Origin of the sequence: Krasilnikovia sp. MM14-A1259 (assembly GCF_047159535.1) — a bacterium.
Taxonomy (GTDB): domain Bacteria; phylum Actinomycetota; class Actinomycetes; order Mycobacteriales; family Micromonosporaceae; genus Actinoplanes.
In genome coordinates this window covers 850,661-867,086 of sequence record NZ_BAAGAJ010000002.1, presented here as the reverse complement: position 1 = coordinate 867,086, position 16,426 = coordinate 850,661, and the positions used below count along the sequence as shown (strand labels likewise).

General features: G+C 73.3%; 14 protein-coding genes. 7 read left to right on the top strand and 7 right to left on the bottom strand.

Annotation, left to right across the window (positions count from 1 at the left end; all coding sequences use genetic code 11):
- Positions 1-40: 40 nt before the first annotated feature.
- Entirely contained in the window at positions 41-1,861 is a 1,821-nt protein-coding gene (locus tag ACMCNK_RS03605; RefSeq protein WP_412734950.1) for an ABC transporter ATP-binding protein, read from the bottom strand.
- Positions 1,858-3,441: an ABC transporter transmembrane domain-containing protein gene (locus ACMCNK_RS03600; RefSeq protein ID WP_412740742.1), complete on the bottom strand. Its 1,584-nt coding sequence runs from the start codon at positions 3,439-3,441 to the stop codon at positions 1,858-1,860. The genes ACMCNK_RS03605 and ACMCNK_RS03600 overlap by 4 nt, the downstream gene beginning before the upstream one ends.
- Before the next feature lie 348 nt (positions 3,442-3,789).
- On the opposite strand from ACMCNK_RS03600, the gene folP reads away from it, so the two are divergent.
- Positions 3,790-4,590 carry a dihydropteroate synthase gene (gene folP / locus ACMCNK_RS03595; RefSeq protein ID WP_412740741.1) on the top strand — a complete coding sequence of 267 codons (801 nt, stop codon included), beginning with the start codon at positions 3,790-3,792 and terminating at the stop codon, positions 4,588-4,590.
- Positions 4,591-4,844: 254 nt separating this feature from the next.
- Here folP and ACMCNK_RS03590 read toward each other — a convergent pair whose 3' ends face one another.
- The gene (locus ACMCNK_RS03590) at positions 4,845-6,605 is read right to left on the bottom strand and encodes a LamG-like jellyroll fold domain-containing protein (RefSeq protein ID WP_412734949.1); all 1,761 of its coding nucleotides are present in this window, start codon (positions 6,603-6,605) and stop codon (positions 4,845-4,847) included.
- Positions 6,606-6,880: 275 nt separating this feature from the next.
- Here ACMCNK_RS03590 and ACMCNK_RS03585 point away from each other — a divergent pair, with 275 nt between their 5' ends.
- A complete protein-coding gene (locus ACMCNK_RS03585) occupies positions 6,881-7,900 on the top strand; it encodes a LacI family DNA-binding transcriptional regulator (RefSeq protein WP_412734948.1) in 1,020 nt (339 codons plus the stop codon).
- Between the two features lie 68 nt (positions 7,901-7,968).
- Here ACMCNK_RS03585 and ACMCNK_RS03580 read toward each other — a convergent pair whose 3' ends face one another.
- Positions 7,969-8,991 carry an alpha/beta hydrolase family protein gene (locus ACMCNK_RS03580; protein ID WP_412734947.1) on the bottom strand — a complete coding sequence of 341 codons (1,023 nt, stop codon included), beginning with the start codon at positions 8,989-8,991 and terminating at the stop codon, positions 7,969-7,971.
- 92 nt (positions 8,992-9,083) lie between these two features.
- Between ACMCNK_RS03580 and ACMCNK_RS03575 the strand changes: the two genes are divergently transcribed.
- From ACMCNK_RS03575 to ACMCNK_RS03565, 3 genes are all read left to right on the top strand, one after another.
- On the top strand, positions 9,084-9,866 hold the full coding sequence (locus tag ACMCNK_RS03575) for an LLM class F420-dependent oxidoreductase (RefSeq protein WP_412734946.1): 783 nt from the start codon (positions 9,084-9,086) through the stop codon (positions 9,864-9,866).
- A gap of 123 nt (positions 9,867-9,989) precedes the next feature.
- Positions 9,990-10,145, top strand: a complete 156-nt coding sequence (locus ACMCNK_RS03570) for a hypothetical protein (RefSeq protein WP_412734945.1) — start codon at positions 9,990-9,992, stop codon at positions 10,143-10,145.
- Positions 10,142-11,011 carry a PfkB family carbohydrate kinase gene (locus tag ACMCNK_RS03565; protein WP_412734944.1) on the top strand — a complete coding sequence of 290 codons (870 nt, stop codon included), beginning with the start codon at positions 10,142-10,144 and terminating at the stop codon, positions 11,009-11,011. The genes ACMCNK_RS03570 and ACMCNK_RS03565 overlap by 4 nt, the downstream gene beginning before the upstream one ends.
- Before the next feature lie 132 nt (positions 11,012-11,143).
- Here ACMCNK_RS03565 and ACMCNK_RS03560 read toward each other — a convergent pair whose 3' ends face one another.
- From ACMCNK_RS03560 to ACMCNK_RS03550, 3 genes are all read right to left on the bottom strand, one after another.
- Positions 11,144-12,154 (bottom strand): NADP-dependent oxidoreductase, encoded by a 1,011-nt coding sequence (locus ACMCNK_RS03560; protein WP_412734943.1) that lies wholly within the window; start codon positions 12,152-12,154, stop codon positions 11,144-11,146.
- A gap of 93 nt (positions 12,155-12,247) precedes the next feature.
- Entirely contained in the window at positions 12,248-14,080 is a 1,833-nt protein-coding gene (htpG, locus tag ACMCNK_RS03555) for a molecular chaperone HtpG (protein WP_412734942.1), read from the bottom strand.
- Positions 14,081-14,200: 120 nt separating this feature from the next.
- Positions 14,201-14,488: a hypothetical protein gene (locus ACMCNK_RS03550; protein ID WP_412734941.1), complete on the bottom strand. Its 288-nt coding sequence runs from the start codon at positions 14,486-14,488 to the stop codon at positions 14,201-14,203.
- A 181-nt stretch (positions 14,489-14,669) separates the two neighbouring features.
- Here ACMCNK_RS03550 and ACMCNK_RS03545 point away from each other — a divergent pair, with 181 nt between their 5' ends.
- Together ACMCNK_RS03545 and ACMCNK_RS03540 are read left to right on the top strand one after the other, a co-directional pair.
- Positions 14,670-15,506 carry an alpha/beta hydrolase gene (locus ACMCNK_RS03545; RefSeq protein WP_412734940.1) on the top strand — a complete coding sequence of 279 codons (837 nt, stop codon included), beginning with the start codon at positions 14,670-14,672 and terminating at the stop codon, positions 15,504-15,506.
- A 31-nt stretch (positions 15,507-15,537) separates the two neighbouring features.
- Complete coding sequence (locus ACMCNK_RS03540; protein WP_412734939.1) at positions 15,538-16,422, top strand: ABC transporter substrate-binding protein; 885 nt, start codon at positions 15,538-15,540, stop codon at positions 16,420-16,422.
- Positions 16,423-16,426 lie beyond the last annotated feature (4 nt).

Sequence of the window (16,426 nt, the reverse complement as noted above, 5' to 3'; positions counted from 1 at the left end):
GGTACGGGCTCCGTCTCCGCCGGTCGTCGGCGGGTCACCCTCAAAGATCGGCGACCGGCGGACCGGGCGGGCGGGATTTCCGAAGATGCCCGCCCGCAATCCCGTTCGTGTCGCCGTGCCAGGTGCGCCACAGCGCCGCGTACGGGCCGCCGGCCGCGAGCAGGTCGTCGTGGCTGCCGATCTCGGCGACGCGGCCCGCGGCGAGCACGGCGACCCGGTCGGCGTCGCGGGCGGTGTGCAGCCGGTGGGCGACCGCGATGACGGTGCGTTCGTGGAGCACGGCGGCGAGCGCCCGTTCGGCACTGCGCGCGGTACGGGGGTCCAGCAGCGCGGTGGCCTCGTCGAGCACGACCGTGTGCGGGTCGGCCAGCAGCACGCGGGCCAGTGCCAGCTGCTGGGCCCGCGCGCCGTCGAGGGGATACCGCCCGAGGTCGGTGTCCAGCCCGGCGGGCAGTTCCGGGAGCCAGTCCACGCCGACCGCGGCGAGCGCGGCGCGCAGGTCGGCGTCGGTGGCTTCGGGGGCGGCGAGCCGCAGGTTGTCGCGCATGGTGTCACGGAACACGTGATGCTCCTGCGTGACGAGCACGACCTGGCGGCGCAGCACCTGCGGGGGCAGGTCGGCGACGGGGACGCCGCCGACCGTGACGCTGCCGGCGCGCGGACGGTCGACCCCGGCGAGCAGCCGGACCAGGGTGGACTTGCCCGCGCCGGAGACGCCGACGACCGCGAGCCGTTCTCCCGGCCGCACGACGAGGTCGACGCCGTGCAGCACGTCGCGGCCGTCGTAGGCGTAGCGCACACCGGACACCTCGATCCGGTTCCCGGCGGGGGCCGCGACGGTCCGGGCCGGGGCGGGCCCGACCGCGGCCAGCCCTTCGACGCGGGCGAACGCCGCGGCGCTGGCCTGCAGCTGCTCGATCCAGATCAGGACGAGGTCCAGCGGGCCGGCGAGCTGGCGCAGGTAGAGCGCGCAGGCGGTGACCGCGCCGAGGCTGAGCACCCCGTGCCGATGCAGGGCGCCGCCGAGCAGCAGCACCGCCACGACGGGCAGCACATAGGACACGTCGACGAGCGGGAACAGGACGCTGCGCAGGAACAGCGTCCGCAGCCGGGCGGAGCGGACCTGCGCGATCGCGGCCCACGCGGCGGCGGCGCGGCGTTGCTGCAGGCCCAGGGCCTCCACGGTACGGGCACCCGCGACGGTCGCCGCCAGTTCGTCCGCGAGTTCGGCGCCGGCGGCCCCCTCCCGCAGGTACGCGACCCGGGCCCGGCGCAGGTACCAGCGGGCCACGAACCCCGCCCCGGCGAGCGTGACCAGCCCGGCCACCCCGAGCACCGGCGCGACCAGCAGGACCGCGCCGAGCAGGAACACCGCCTGGGTGGCGGCGACGAACACCTCGGGTACGGCGTCGCGCAGCGTGGCCGCGACGACGCCGATGTCGCCGGTGCCGCGGGCGGCGAGGTCGCCCGTGGGGACGTGGGCGATCGTCGCCGCCGGCAGCCCGAGTGCCCGGTCCAGGAACTGCTCCCGTACCCGGGCCGCGGCCCGCTCCCCGAACCGGTGCGCGACCAGCAGCGCCGACCGGGTGAGCAGGATCTGCGCGGCGGTGGCGGCCAGGATGCCCAGGGCCAGCCGGTCCACGCGGGGCACGGCGGCGGGCCCGCCCGCGGCGACCGTGTCGATGATGCGGCCGAGCAGCCTGGGCGCGGCCAGCCCGGCCGCCGCGGCGAGCGCGGCCAGGCACACCATGGCGCAGACGGCGCGGGCCTCCGCGCGCAGCAGCCGCGTGGCGGCCCGCCGCACCCGGCGCCGGTCCGCCACGGGCAGGCCGCGCACCCGTTCACCACCGGCCGCGGTCACGCCAGCGCCCGCACGGGCTCGCCTGCCCCGCGCGACACCAGCGCCCGGTATCCGGGGGTGGACGCGAGCAGTTGCCGGTGGGTGCCGGACGCACGAACCCGTCCGTCCACGAGGAAGTGCACGACGTCGGCGCGGTCGAGCAGGACCGCCGATGTGGTGGCCAGCAGCGTGGTACGCCCGGCCCGCGCCGCGGCCAGCCGCCCGGCGATCGTCGCTTCGGTGTGCGCGTCCACCGCGGAGGTCGGCTCGACCGCGAGCAGCACCTCGGGGTCGGCGTACAGGGCGCGGGCGAGCCGGATGCGCTGGCGCTGGCCGCCGGACAGGTTGCGGCCGAGGCTGTCCACGCGGGCCGCGGGGCCGTCGGCGACGTCGTGGGCCGCCGCGGCGTCCAGTGCGCGCCGCAGCGCGGCGTCGTCGGGGTCGAAGCGGCCGGCCACGACCTCGCGCAGCGTCCCGGCGAACAGGTCGGCCTCGTTGTCGGCGACCACGATGTGTTCGCGCAGCGCGGCGCCGGCGATCCGGTCCAGCCGCACCCCCGACCACAGTGCCCCGGTGGGCCCGAACGCGCCGAGGCGGTCCACGACGGCGAGCATGTCGGCGGCTCGGGCGCCGGCGAGCGCGGTGAGCTGTCCGGGAGCGACCGTGACGCCGGACAGCGGGTCGTGCAGGGACACCGGGCCGCGCGGCGCGGGCACGGGTGCCCGCGTGTCCGTCTCGGGGCGCAGCGCGAGGAAGTCCACGATGCGGCGGCCGGCGACCAGGGCCCGGCTGATGTCGGAGCCGCCTTCGATCAGGAACCAGACGGGGATGACGAGTACGGCGGCGTACCCGTACACCGCGACCAGCTCGCCGACGGTGATGTCCCCGCGGGCGGCGAGATGGGCGCCCAGCCACGTCACCACCGCCAGGAACAGTGCGGGCAGGCCGGCGCCGAGCGCCTGGATCCAGCTCGTCAGCGCGCCGACCCGGTAGCCCTCGTCGCGCAGCCGCCGCGAGTCGCGCCGGTACCGTGCGGCCTGGGCCTGGTGACCACCGAGCGCGCCGAGGACGGGCAGGCCGCCGACGACGTCGACGAGGCGGGCGGCGAGGTCGCCGTGCCGGTCGCGGTACCGCGTCCCGGTGTCGTGCAGCCGGCCCAGCAGCGGCCCGACCGCGCCGGCGAGCACCGGCACCCCGGCGAGCACGACCGCGGCGAGCAGCGGCGAGATGCCGGTGAGCAGCGCCGCGACCACGACGTACGCGATGATGGCGCCGATTCCCGGCCCGGTGACGGTCAGTGCCTGGGCAAGCACCCACACGTCACCGATGCCCAGCGTGACGACCTCGCCGGGCGGCAGGCGGCGCGGCAGGGCCGCGCCGAGCCGGGTCGCGTGCGCCTGCAGCTCCGTGACCGTGCGCAGCCCCCCGTCGAGGCGCAGCTTCGTCATGGTGCGGTGCCGCAGCATCGCCAGGACGGCATTGGCCACCCCGACCACGAGCAGGGCGGCGGCCCAGGCGGCGAGTGCGGCCGGGCGGCCCGGCTGCAGGCCGCGGTCCACGGCCTGTGACAGCAGGTACGGCGGCAACGTCAGCCCGACCATCCACGCGGTCCCGATCGCCGCCCCGGCGGCGACCCGCGCCCGCTGGCGGCGCACGAGCCACCACAGATAGCGAACCGGCCCACGAACGTCGTCCGGCCCCAGACCATCCTCAATCACCCGTTGGACACTAAATCAGTGTCTATCGCTGCCGGAAGCCTCGGCGGCCCCCGGCCGGCTGTTAGTCTCGCCCGCACCGGCGCTATACGAGCCCGCGCCGCAGGAAACCGCAGCCAGAAAGCCATTCCCGTGACCGACGTGACCTCCCGCGGTGTCGCTCTGCCGCACCTCGTCCATCCGCAGCGGGTGATCGGCGGCCGCAGCTTCGACTTCTCCCGCCGGGTGGCGGTGATGGCGATCGTGAACCGCACCCCGGACTCGTTCCACGACCGGGGCGCCACGTTCGCGCTGGAGAAGGCGATCGAGGCGGTACGCGCCGCGGCGGACGCGGGCGCGGACTGGATCGACGTGGGCGGGGTGCCGTTCGCACCGGGTCCGGAGGTCACCACGGCGCAGGAACTCGAGCGGGTGCTGCCGGTGGTCGAGGCGGCCCGCGACCTGGCGGTGGTCTCGGTGGACACGTTCCGCCCGGAGGTGGCCCGCGAGGCGGTGGCGGCCGGGGCAGGGGTCGTCAACGACACCTCGGGGCTACGCGATCCCGCCATGGCGGACGCGGTGGCGGGCACGGACGCGACGCTGGTGGTGACGCACAGCCTGGCGGCGCCGAGGACGAAGTATCCCCGCCCGTCGTACACCGACGTGACCGCCGAGGTGACCGACTTCCTGCGCCGCCGGGTCGCGCTGGCGCTGGAGCGCGGGGTGCGCCCGGAGCAGATCATCATCGACCCGGGTCACGACCTGAACAAGAACACGTATCACTCGCTGGAGCTGACCGGGCGCCTCGGCGAGCTCACGGCGCTCGGGTACCCGGTGCTGGCGGCGGTGAGCAACAAGGACTTCATCGGCGAGACCCTGGACGCGAAGCAGCACGACCGGCTGGCCGGCACACTCGCGGCGGTGGTGTTCTGCGTGACGCAGGGCGCCCGAATCGTCCGGGTGCACGATGTGCCCGCGGCCGTGGGCGCGGTCCGGATGACGGAGGCGATGCTGGGGCTGCGCCCGCCCGCAACGGCCCGGCACAACCTGGACTGAACGGCCACACCGAATCCGGTTGTTTCACATGGACGTCTCGGTGTTGCGTTTTGATGACATTCACTGAACGATTGTCGTCGATCCGCCATCCCCCTCGCGGCGGTGCCGAAGGAGTCCCCCGTGTCCACTTCCCCCGCACCCGCGGCGTACGCCGGGTAGACCGGCGCGCGCCGCGACCATCGACCGCGGCGCGCGTCCTTCCGCCCCGGCGGCCGGCGACCGTCCCCCACGGCCGCCGGGGCCCTGCGTGCCGCTCAGCCGATGCTGAGCCAGACGTCATCGAGATACCCGTGGTACTGGTCGTTGTTGACGGCCAGTCCCTTTCCGCCCAGTCGCAGCGGCTGGGTGGTGACGACCGACAGCGTGACCGGAACGGTGGCCGCACCGCGCTGCACGTCGTCGACCCGGATGGTCAGTGAGGCTCCGGCGCGCCGGCACTCCAGGGTGTGCCAGCCACCGTCCGAGATGGACGTCGTGCTCTTGGCCACGTACAGGGTGGTCGAGTTGCGGTCGCTCATGACACAGCTGGGCCGTCCCGAGGCTCCGTCCACCTGCAGCTTGTACTGGCCACCCGAGGTGGAGTAGCCCTTCTGCACGATGTTCTCCCCGGATGAGGTCTCGCTGGCGGCCAGCCGCACGGTTGCGCCGAAACGCAGGTCCCGGGTGCCCGGGTTCAGGTCGGCGGCGTCGGCGGCCTGCAGGTTGAGCCGCCCGCAGGTCACCTCGACCGTGCACTTCGGCGGGAACAGCACGGCCTGGCCGGTTCCATGCGGGACCAGGGTGACCTGCGCCCCGTTGGCCGCGAACGCCTTGAGCAGGTGCCCGTTGCCGGAGCCGTCGTCGAAGGTGCCGTCGGCGACCGTGGAGTCGAAGTTGTACGACGCGACGAACGGCGACGGCACCGGCGGCGGGCCCGCCGAGCGTGCGGTCGGGTCCGCGAACGCGGCGTACCGCTTCTGGGTGATGCCGTTGATCAGGGTGAAGTCGCCGCCGACCGAGACGATGCTCAGGCCGGTCGAGTTGGTCATGACGCGGACGCCGGCCACGCCGTTGGCCTGTGGGGCCCACGGGAGCAGGTTGCCCTGGTCGTCGATCGCGGCGAGCTTGACCCGCGGGATCGAGCCGTCGGTGCAGACGCCCTGGGCGCCGTTGTTCGTGGTGGTGCAGGCGTTGTCGAAATGCCCGCCCACGTACGTGGTGCCGTCGAAGACGGTGATCGCCTGCGTGTCACCGTCGAACACCCGGGTCCACCGGGTCGCCCCCGCGAACGTGTACGCGATCGCGCGCCCGCCCTGGCCGCCGAGCGCGGCAAACACGCCGTTCGCGTCCGTGGCGAGCGCGAGGACCTGGGACACGGGCTTGGGCTTGAACGTCGGGTCCAGCACGCCGGTCACCGGGTCGACCGCGCTGAGCCGCAGCGTCGCGCTGGTGTTGTTGGTGCGGTGGAACCGGCCACCGATGTAGATCTTGTTGTTGGCGACCGCGAGCGCGTTGACGTTGTCGTCGGTGGTCGGTGCCCACGGGTCGAGCGCGCCGGTGGCGGTGTTGAACGCCGCCAGGTTGGCCCGGGTGAGCCCGTCCACGCCGGTGATCCGGCCGCCCATGTAGAGCCGGCCGCCGGTGACCGCGAGCGCGTTCGGCTGGCCGAGGATGAGGTGTTTGAGCGGGGTCGGTACGCCGGTGGCCGGGTCGAGGCCGGCCAGCGAGTCGCGGTTCTGGCCGCCGATCACGCCGAAGTCGCCGGCCGCGTACATGACGGTGCCGTCGGTGGCCATGGCGCGCACGGTGGCGTCGGCGCCCGGGTTCCACGGCAGCAGCGCCCCGGTACGCCCGTCGAAGGCGGCGAGCCGGTTCCGGGCGATGGCCTTGCCGGCGACGACGGCCTTGGTGAACGAGCCTCCCACGTACACGGTGTCGCCCTGATAGGCGATCGCGAAGATGGAGCCGTTGAAGCTGGGCGCGGCGGACGGGGTGCTGTCCACCACCGCGGCGATCGCCACGCCGCCGGCTGTCATGAGGCCGAGCGAAACCGCGCCGACCAGTAGCCGGCGCGCTGATGATTTCAGTCTGATTCGGTTACTGCGCACATCGGGGACTAACGGCACGCACCGTCCGAGGACGCGAGCGGCAGCCCGGTGATCGGCCGGTGGATCGAACCGAGCGCGCAGATCACCCATCCGGGCGATGATCCTGACGGTACGGCCGATACGGGCGGGGAAGGTGATAAAGGCCCGATCCGGTGTGGAATACTTCCGGGAATCGTTTCCGAAACTTCCAGATAGGGGCGCCCGTGACCGGCGACGGCAAGCGCGTGACCATCGCCGCCATCGCGCACGAGGCGGGCGTTTCGGTGCCCACGGTCTCGCGTGTGCTCAACGGGCGCGCCGACGTGGCACCGCAGACCCGCGAGCTGGTCGAGCGCCTGCTCAAGCAGCACGGATACCGCCGCCGCGCGTCACGGCAGCAGGCCGGCAAGGCCGGGCTGATCGACCTGGTCTTCAAAGACCTGGACAGCCCGTGGGCTCTCGAACTGATCCGCGGCGTCGAGGACGTGGCGCACGCGGCCGGGGTCGGCACGGTCGTCTCAGCGGTGCATCGGCGATCCGCGGCCACCCGGCAGTGGCTGCAGAATCTGCGCACCCGGGCCTCCGACGGCGTCATCTTCGTGACCTCGGAGCTCACCACCACGATCCACGCCGAGCTGCACCGGCTCAACATCCCGATGGTGGTGGTCGATCCGGCCGGCGGCGCGGACCTCGACGTGCCCACGATCGGCGCCACCAACTGGGCCGGCGGGCTCAGCGCCACCGAGCACCTGACCTCCCTCGGGCACCGCCGCATCGGCCTGGTCGCCGGGCCCAAGCACATGCTGTGCAGCCGCGCGCGGCTGGACGGCTACCGTGCCGCCCTGGAGGCCGCCGGCGCCGACGTCGACGACGCGCTCGTCCGCACCGGTGACTTCCTGCACGCGTCCGGCTTCGCGGGCGGCCTGGCCCTGCTCGACCTGCCCAGGCCGCCCACCGCGATCTTCGCGTCCAGCGACACCATGGCGCTCGGGGTGATCGAGGCGGCCCGCCGCCGCGGCCTGCGCGTGCCCGACGACCTCAGCGTCGTGGGGTTCGACGACCTGCCCGAGTCGTGCTGGGCGTCGCCACCGCTGACCACGGTGCGCCAGCCGCTGGCCGACATGGGGGGCCTCGCCGCCCGCACCACGCTGCGGCTCGCGCAGGGACTGCCGATCGAGACCCCGCGCGTGGAGCTTGCCACCGAGCTCGTCGTGCGTGACAGCACGACGCGCCCGGCGGGTTGACCCTCCGGTCAGACACGTGCCGACGAGGGCATGTCGGCGCCGATACCCGCCTCCGAGGTCTGGGCCCGCTAGAGCTGATTCTCCAGCGTGGCGACGCCGTCGAGCGCGGCGGCCTGCGGGATGCGGGCCCGCGCCGCGGTGTCGCCGTACAACGACCAGCGCAGGAACTCCGTACTGGTGCCGGCGGTCGGCGCGAGATCGCCGGGGTCGGTGACGTGGCCGCCGTCGGTGATCGACAGCATCGCCCGCGACCAGGGCGTCGCCTCGAACACCGTGTGCCCGGCGTCCCACGTCACCGTGTTGTCCCGGCGGCCGTGCACGTACAGCATCGCGGCGGGCGGGCCGCTGAACGGCAACCCCTGGAAGTCGGTACCCGCGAACACCACCCCGGCCTTCAGTCGCGGGTCGCGGGCCGCACTGAACAGCCCGACCGTGGTGATGCCGCCGCCGGAGTGCCCGGCCGCGGCGAGCCGGTCCGGGTCGATGATCGCCCGCAGCGGGTCACCCCCGCCGAGCATCTGATCCAGGACGTGCGTGGCGTCCGCGGGCTGGTTCACGATGTCGTCCGGCTGGAAGTCCGACACCCCCCACGAGGTGTGCGGGTACGCGGGACCGGCGACCACGAACCCGGCCTGCGCCCACCGGGAGAGGATGTCGGCGTAGTCCTCCGGGGTGGCGGTCAGGCCGTGGCTGAACAGCACCAGGGGGAACACGCGGCCCGACGCGGGCTCGGCGTCGGGCACCGGGTCGGGGCTGCCCGCCGTACCCGTCGCCGGGTACCAGACGCGGGTCGGCAGCGGGCGGTCGCCGCGGCTGAACGACAGATCCCGGCGGCCCACCACGTACGCCTGGTCGGGTGCGTTGCCCGGCGGCGGCGTGTACGGCGTGACGTCGCGCGGCGCCAGCGACGACGCCGTGGTCGAGGACAGGATCGGCGGGGCGGACGGCGCCGGCGTGGCCGGGCCGCCCGGGGCGGCGGTCGGCGCGACCGTGCCCGTACCCGTGGGCCGGGCCTGGGTCGAACAGGCGGACATCCCGCCGGCTCCCGCGGCAGCGGCCAGCACCCCGAACAGCAGACTCCGTCGACGCATGGCGCCCATTGTCCGGGGCGTACCTGAAAGGGACCTGCCTGTCGCGCGAGGGCTGAATCACATCATGGCGTCCCGCGACTAGGCTGAACTCCATGATCAATCGACCGGTACGGATCGCCTTGCAGCTTCAGCCGCAGCATCTGGACTACCAGACGATCCGCCGCACCGCGGCGGAGGCCGAGGACCTCGGCGTCGATGTCATCTTCAACTGGGACCATTTCTATCCCCTTTCGGGTGACCCCGTGGGGATGCATTTCGAGTGCTGGACGATGCTCGGCGCGTGGGCGGAGGCGACCACGCGCGTCGAGATCGGTGCGCTCGTCACGTGCAACAGCTACCGCAACCCCGAACTGCTGGCGGACATGGCCCGCACGGTCGACCACGTCAGCGACGGCCGGCTCATTCTCGGCATCGGCTCCGGCTGGTTCGAGAAGGACTACCAGGAGTACGGGTACGAGTTCGGCACGGCCGGCGGCCGCCTCGACGACCTGGCCGCCGCGCTGCCGCGCATCGAGTCCCGCCTCGGCAAGCTGAACCCGCCACCCACCCGCAAGATCCCGGTGCTGATCGGCGGCGGTGGCGAACGCAAGACATTGCGCCTGGTGGCCCGCCACGCCGACATCTGGCACGGCTTCGGCGACCCGGACACGGTCGCCCGCAAGGTGGAGATCCTGCACCGGCACTGCACCGAGGTGGGCCGCGACCCGGCGGAGATCGAGCTGTCGACCGGCGTCCGCGGGGCCCCGGCCGAGCTGGGCGGGCCGCTGCGCGCGTTGGGCGTGTCCCTGTTCACCGTGGGGGTCGGCGGCCCGGACCCGGACCTGGGCCCGCTGCGGGCGTGGATCGCCTGGCGCGACGCCGAGAACGGCCACTGATCAACACACCGGAGGACGGCGGTCGCGGTCCCGGGAGCCTGCCGAGGTACGCCGCATCGGCCGGGTTTCCATGAAACGATCAACTGAGGCCACCGGCGCGACCGCGGAAGGAAGCGTGTGGCGATGAAAAAGATCATCGGCTGGACCCTGGTCATCCTGACCTTGTTCTACATCGGCAAGAACCCCGGGCCCGCGGCGGACATCGCGAAGAGCGTGGGCGCCGGCGTTGCCGACATCTTCCACAACATCGGCGTGTTCATTTCCGACCTGGCCTCGTGACCGCCCGCGTGGTCTGTGTCGGGCTTGCCACGGTCGACCTGATCCAGCGCGTCGACCGGATCCCCGATGTCGATGACAAGGTGGAGGCCGGCTCCGCGGAACTGGCCGCCGGCGGCCCGGCCACCAACGCCGCGATCACCGCGGCTGCCCTCGGGGCCGAGGTCACGCTGGTGAGCGCGGTCGGAGCCCATGCGCTGGGTGCGCTCATCCGCGACGATCTGGCCACGTACGGGGTGGGCCTGCTCGACGCCACCCCCACCGCGACCGCGGTTCCGCCGGTGTCCGCGGTGACCGTGCTCGCCGGGACCGGCGGACGCAGCATCGTCAGCCGCAACGCCCGCGGGACCGAAGTGCCCGCGCCCCCGGAACTGGCGCCGGTGCTGGCCCGCGCGGACGTGGTGCTGGTCGACGGCCATCATCCCGCGCTGGCGGTCACCGCTGCCCGCGCCGGCCGGCCCCTGGTCGTGGACGCCGGCAGTTGGCGGCCCGTGTTCGCCGACATCCTCCCGCACGCCGACGTGGTGGCCTGCTCGGCCACGTTCCACCATCCGGATCTGCCCGGCCCGGCCGCGATCCGAGGGCTCGGTGCCCGGCACGTGGCGGTCACCGACGGGCCCGGGCCGGTGCGGTGGTTCACGGCCGGCGCTTCGGGTGAGGTGCCGGTCCCGCCGGTCATGGTGGTGGACACCGCGGGTGCGGGCGACGTGTTCCACGGCGCGCTCGCCGTCGCCGCGGCGGGTGGGCTGCCGCCCGCGGAACTGCCCGCGGCGCTGGCGTACGCGGTCACGGTCGCCGGCATCCGGGTCGGCCACGCCGGGCCGCGCACGTGGCTCGCCGACCCGCGCCTGGCCGAGCTGCGCCGCTGACGGCCCGCGCCTGGCCGCTGCGCCGCTGACGGCCCGCGCCTGCGGGCGCCGCGGCGGCCCTCGAGCATCCGGACGCCGCGCTGGCGGCCCCCGCGCATCCGGGGGCCGCCAGCGGCGGACGGTCGCGCCGGGCTACGACGCGATGCGGACCAGGTGCTTGCCGAGGCCCTCGCCGCGCAGCATCGCCAGGAACGCGTCCGGCGCGGCGGACAGCCCCTCGTGCACCGTCTCGCGGTTGCGCAGGCTGCCGTCGGCCAGCAGCGGGGCGACGTCGGCGACGAACCGCGGCTGCAACGCGGCGTGATCGCCGACCAGCATGCCGCGCATCGTCAGCCGCTTGCTGATCATCGTCAGCAGGTTGCGCGGTGCGGGCGTGGGTGCGGTGGCGTTGTAGACGCTGATCATGCCGCAGATGGTGATCCGGCCGTGCACGTGCATTGCGCCGATCGCCGCCTCCAGATGGTCACCGCCCACATTGTCGAAGTACACGTCGATGCCGTCCGGTGCGGCCGCCTTCAGCAGGTCGTGCACCGGGCCGTCGTGGTAGTCGAACGCGGCGTCGAAGCCCAGCTCGTCGGTCAGGTACGCCACCTTCGCGGCCGACCCGGCGCTGCCGATGACCGCGGCGGCGCCCTTGAGCTTGGCGAGCTGGCCGACGACCTGCCCGACCGCCCCGGCCGCGCTGGAGACGAACACGACGTCGCCGGGCTTGAACTCCGCGGTCTCGAACAGCCCCGCGTACGCGGTGAGACCGGGCATGCCGAGCACCCCGAGGTACGCCCCGAGCGGCGCGACGGACTCCTCGACCGGGTTGACGTGGCGTGCGTTCACCAGCGCGTAGTCACGCCAGCCGAGACCGTGCAGCACGAACGTGCCGGGCTTGATCCGCTCGTCGCCGGACGCGACGACCTCACCGACCGCGCCGCCTTCGAGCGCCTTGCCGACCTCGAATGGCGCCACGTACGACTCGCGGTCGTCCATGCGCCCCCGCATGTACGGGTCGACGCTCATCAGCAGATTGCGGACCAGCACCTGGCCGGGGCCGGGATCGGGCACCTCGGTCTCGGCGAACTCGAACGTCTCCGGGGTGGGCCAGCCCTGCGGCCGGGCCGCGAGCCGGACCTCTGTGGAACGGGTGGACAACGTGCCTCCTGCGGGATCGAGGGGTACGCCGCCAACCCTACTCACGAGTAGCCGTGACGGCCGCCGAGGCGACGGCCGTCACGGCGACAGTGCTCACACCGTGCGGGCCAGCCGGTCCGCGAGCAGTTTCGCGAAGCGGGCCGGGTCGGCCAGGTCGCCGCCCTCGGCCAGCAGGGCCGTGCCGTACAGCAGCTCGGCGGTCTCGGTCAGCGCCGGGTCGTCCGCGCGCTCGGCGAGCGCCGTGCCCAGGCCGGTGACCAGCGGGTGCTCCGGGTTGAGTTCGAGGATGCGCTTGACCGGGGGCACCGGCTGGCCCATGGCCCGGTACATCTTCTCCAGCGTGGGAGTCATGTCGTCGGCGTCGCTGACCAGGCAGGCCGGCGACGTCGTCAGCCGGTGCGTCAGGCGCACCTGCTTGACCTGCTCGCCCAGCGCTTCGGCGAGGAACGTCAGCAGCGGCGTGAGCTCCTGCTCCTTCTCGGGCTCGGCCGGGGTGTCGGTGGGCAGGTCGACCGCGCCACGGGCGATGGACTGCAGCTTGGTGCCGTCGTACTCGGTGATCTGGTCCACCCAGATCTCGTCCACCGGGTCGGTGAGCAGCAGCACCTCGTACCCCTGGGCCCGGAACGCTTCCATGTGCGGCGAGTTCTCCACCTGCGCCCGGCTCTCACCGGTCATGAAGTAGATCGCGTCCTGGCCCTCCTTCATCCGGCTCACGTAGCCGGCGAGCGTGGTCGGCTCGTCGCCCGCGGTGGAGGCGAACGAACAGATGTCGAGGATGGCGCGCTGGTTGTCGTCTCCGGCCAGCAGGCCTTCCTTGACCGCCCGGCCGAACTCGCGCCAGAACGTCGCGTACTTCTCCGCGTCTCTGGTCATCAGGTCCTTGACCGTGGACAGCACCTTCTTCACCAGGCGGCGGCGGATGAGCTGGATGTGCCGATCCTGCTGCAGGATCTCCCGGGAGATGTTCAGCGACAGGTCGGCCGCGTCCACCACGCCCTTGACGAAGCGCAGGTAGTCGGGCATCAGCTCGGTGCTGTCGTCGGCGATGAACACCCGCTTGACGTAGAGCTGCAGGCCGCGGCGCCCGTCGCGCTGGAACAGGTCGAACGGCGCCCGGGACGGGATGAACAGCAGGGCCTCGTACTCGAACGTGCCCTCGGCCTTCATCTGGATGATCTCGAGGGGATCGCTCCAGTCGTGGCTGACGTGGCGGTAGAACTCGTGGTACTCCTCGTCGGAGACCTCGGCGCGCGGCCGGGCCCACAGCGCCTTCATCGAGTTCAGGACGCTGTCGCCCATCCGGATCGGGAACGCGATGAAGTCGGAGTACGTCTTGACGATCTGGCGGATCTTGCCTTCGTCGGCGTAGTCGTACAGCGCGTCCTGCTCGTCGGCGGGGCGCAGGTGCAGCGTCACCGACGTGCCGACCTCGGCACCGACCACGGCATCGATCGTGTACGTGCCCTCGCCGGCGGACTCCCAGCGGGTGCCATCGTGCGTACCGGCCTTGCGGGTGACCAGCGTGACCTTGTCGGCGACCATGAAGGTCGAGTAGAAGCCCACGCCGAACTGGCCGATCAGCTCCCGCGAGTCGGCGTCGGTCTCCTTGAGCTTGCGCAGCAGTTCCGCGGTGCCCGACTTGGCGATCGTGCCGATGAGGTGCACGACCTCGTCGTGGGTCATGCCGATGCCGTTGTCGCGGACCGTCAGCGTCCGCGCATCGGCGTCCGCGACGATCTCGACGTGCAGATCGGAGGTGTCGGCTTCGAGGCCGTCCACCAGGACCGCGTGACGCAGCTTGTCCAGGGCGTCGGACGCGTTGGAGATGAGCTCCCGCAGAAAAATGTCCTTGTTCGAGTAGATCGAGTGGACCATCAACTGCAGGAGCTGGCGGGCTTCGGCCTGGAATTCGAGCGTCTCCATGAGACCTTCCTGTGCTCTACCGTCATTGTCGCCGCCGATCGTATGACCCCGCCCTGACCGAACGACGCCGCGCCCCACGGCCACCACAGGCACCAGCCGTCGCGCCCACGACCCCCGGGGTCAGCGCGGGGTGCGCGGCGGGCAGCCCGGGCCGACAGCCCGGCCGTCGCTGATCCGGTACGCGGAGACGTCGCCGCGGATGTACGACGCGATGTCGCGAACCTGCTGCGGCACCCGCCCCTGCTCGGCGTAGAACGCCAGGATCGCCTCGTCGACGGCCCGGCAGTCGGCCCGCTGCGCGACCGCCTCGGCGGCCCGGGTCTGCCCCTGCACGTCCACCGCAGAGTAAGAGGCACCGGCAACACCAGCTGTGATCACCGCCGCGATGGCCAGCTCGCTCAGTCTCACGTCAACTCCGCTCGTCACGGTGCAGCCGGGAGGCCGCACGCAAACGATGATCAGGTTAGGCAACATCACGCTGAGTGTTCAATGGTCCGGTCGGGCAAACGATCATTACTCTGTGTCATTGACACTCGGGCGGTGGATCCGGCTGCCGTGACGCGGCCACCGCCGCCGCGTTGAACAGGGCATGGACCTGCGCCCCGGCCTCGACGACGACCGGGGACCGGAGCTGCGGCTGCGACGCCGTACGGTGCTGGCCGGCGGCGTGGCGGCGCTCGGTCTCGCGGTGGCCGCCCGCCCGCTGACCATGACGGTCGCGCGCCGGTACGGCGTCGCGACCCCGGTCGTGCCGGACGCGCCCGCGGGCGACGAGCGGCTCGAACAACGCCGGTCCGCGGCCCGTGGGCGCCCCGTGGACTTCTACACCGCCGTCCCGGCCGGGCACGGCGCCGGCCACGGCCTGCCGGTGTGCCTGGTCCTGCACGGCGGCTCCAAGACCCCGCGCGACTTTCCCGGGCTCGGTCTCGGCAGGTTCCTCACCGACGCGGTACGCCGCGGCGCCCCGCCGTTCGCGCTGGCGGGAGCGAGCGGCGACCGGCTCGGGTGGCGGCCCGGCTCCCCCGACGACCCGCAGCGCATGGTGTACGCGGAACTTCCCGCCTGGTGCCGGGCCCGCGGGTTCGACACCTCGCGCCTCGCCGCGTGGGGGTGGTCCATGGGTGGCGCGGGCAGCCTGCTGCTCGCGGAGACCTACCCGGGCTTGCTGCGCAGCGTCGCCGCGTTCTCGCCCGCGGTGTTCCCGGGCGACGACGTGTTCGCCGGTGTCGCCGGGCTGCGCCGCCTGCCCGTCGGACTGTGGTGCGGCCGCGACGACGGCCTGTACGACTCCGTCCGGGCCCTGGAGCGCGCGCTGCCCACGGCCCCGGTCGCGGGTGGGTACGCCGCCGGCCGGCACAACTTCGGGTACTGGAGCACGGTGGTCCCGGCAGCGTTCGACTTCGTGGCACGCACGCTGGCCCGTTGAACCAGCGGCCGGATACGGCAGACTTCCCGGCATGCGCCTGGTGTCCCTGCTGCCGTCCGCGACCGAGATCGTCTATGCGCTCGGGCTCGGCGACGACCTCGTCGGGGTGACGTTCGAGTGTGACGAGCCGCCGCGGGCACGGGTCGAGAAGGCCGTCGTGGTGGGCGGCCGGGACACCCGCGGCATGGACCCGGCCGAGATCGACGCGTACGTCAAGGAGCACCTCGCCTCGGGCGGCGACCTGTACACGCTGCACGCGGACGCGCTGGCCGGCCTGGACCCGGACATGATCCTGACGCAGGACCTGTGCCGGGTGTGCGCGCTGCCGTCGGGGCACGTCTCCGACGCGCTGGAGCACCTCGGCTGCCGGGCGGACGTCGTCTCGCTCGACCCGTACACGCTGGAGGAGGTGCTGGGCACGATCGCCGAGGTCGGCGCCCGTACCGGGGTGCCGGACCGGGCGGCGGCGCTGATCGGGGCGCTGCGGGCCCGGCTGGCCGCGGTGGCCGCGGCCGTGGCGGGCCGCCCACGGCCGCGGGTGGCGGTCGTCGAATGGGTGGATCCGCCGTTCACGGCGGGGCACTGGGTGCCCGACCTGGTCACCGCGGCGGGCGGTGAGCCGGTCGCCGCCCGGCCGGGGGCGAAGTCCGTGGAGACCACGTGGGCGGAACTTTCCGCCGCCGCACCGCAGATCGTGCTGGTCACGCCGTGCGGGTTCCGTCTCGACGGGGCCGCCGAGCAGGCCCGGCGGGTCGTCCCGCACGTACCGGGGGCCCAGGTGTGGGCGGTGGACGGCGACGCGCTGGTGGTGCGGCCCGGCCCCCGCCTGGTCGACGGGGTCGAGGCGATCGCGGCGGCGCTGCACCCCGGCGCGGTCCCCACCCCGCCCCCCACCGCGATCACCCGGATCGCCTGACCCG

Excerpts from the sequence above, each read along its gene's own strand:
- ACMCNK_RS03575 (WP_412734946.1), top strand. The coding sequence starts at position 9,084 with ATGATCAATCGACCGGTACGGATCGCCTTGCAGCTTCAGCCGCAGCAT.
- ACMCNK_RS03545 (WP_412734940.1), top strand. The coding sequence starts at position 14,670 with ATGGACCTGCGCCCCGGCCTCGACGACGACCGGGGACCGGAGCTGCGG.
- ACMCNK_RS03570 (WP_412734945.1), top strand. The coding sequence starts at position 9,990 with ATGAAAAAGATCATCGGCTGGACCCTGGTCATCCTGACCTTGTTCTAC.
- htpG (WP_412734942.1), bottom strand. The coding sequence starts at position 14,080 with ATGGAGACGCTCGAATTCCAGGCCGAAGCCCGCCAGCTCCTGCAGTTG.
- ACMCNK_RS03540 (WP_412734939.1), top strand. The coding sequence starts at position 15,538 with ATGCGCCTGGTGTCCCTGCTGCCGTCCGCGACCGAGATCGTCTATGCG.
- ACMCNK_RS03580 (WP_412734947.1), bottom strand. The coding sequence starts at position 8,991 with ATGCGTCGACGGAGTCTGCTGTTCGGGGTGCTGGCCGCTGCCGCGGGA.
- ACMCNK_RS03600 (WP_412740742.1), bottom strand. The coding sequence starts at position 3,441 with ATGGTCGGGCTGACGTTGCCGCCGTACCTGCTGTCACAGGCCGTGGAC.
- folP (WP_412740741.1), top strand. The coding sequence starts at position 3,790 with ATGGCGATCGTGAACCGCACCCCGGACTCGTTCCACGACCGGGGCGCC.
- ACMCNK_RS03590 (WP_412734949.1), bottom strand. The coding sequence starts at position 6,605 with ATGACAGCCGGCGGCGTGGCGATCGCCGCGGTGGTGGACAGCACCCCG.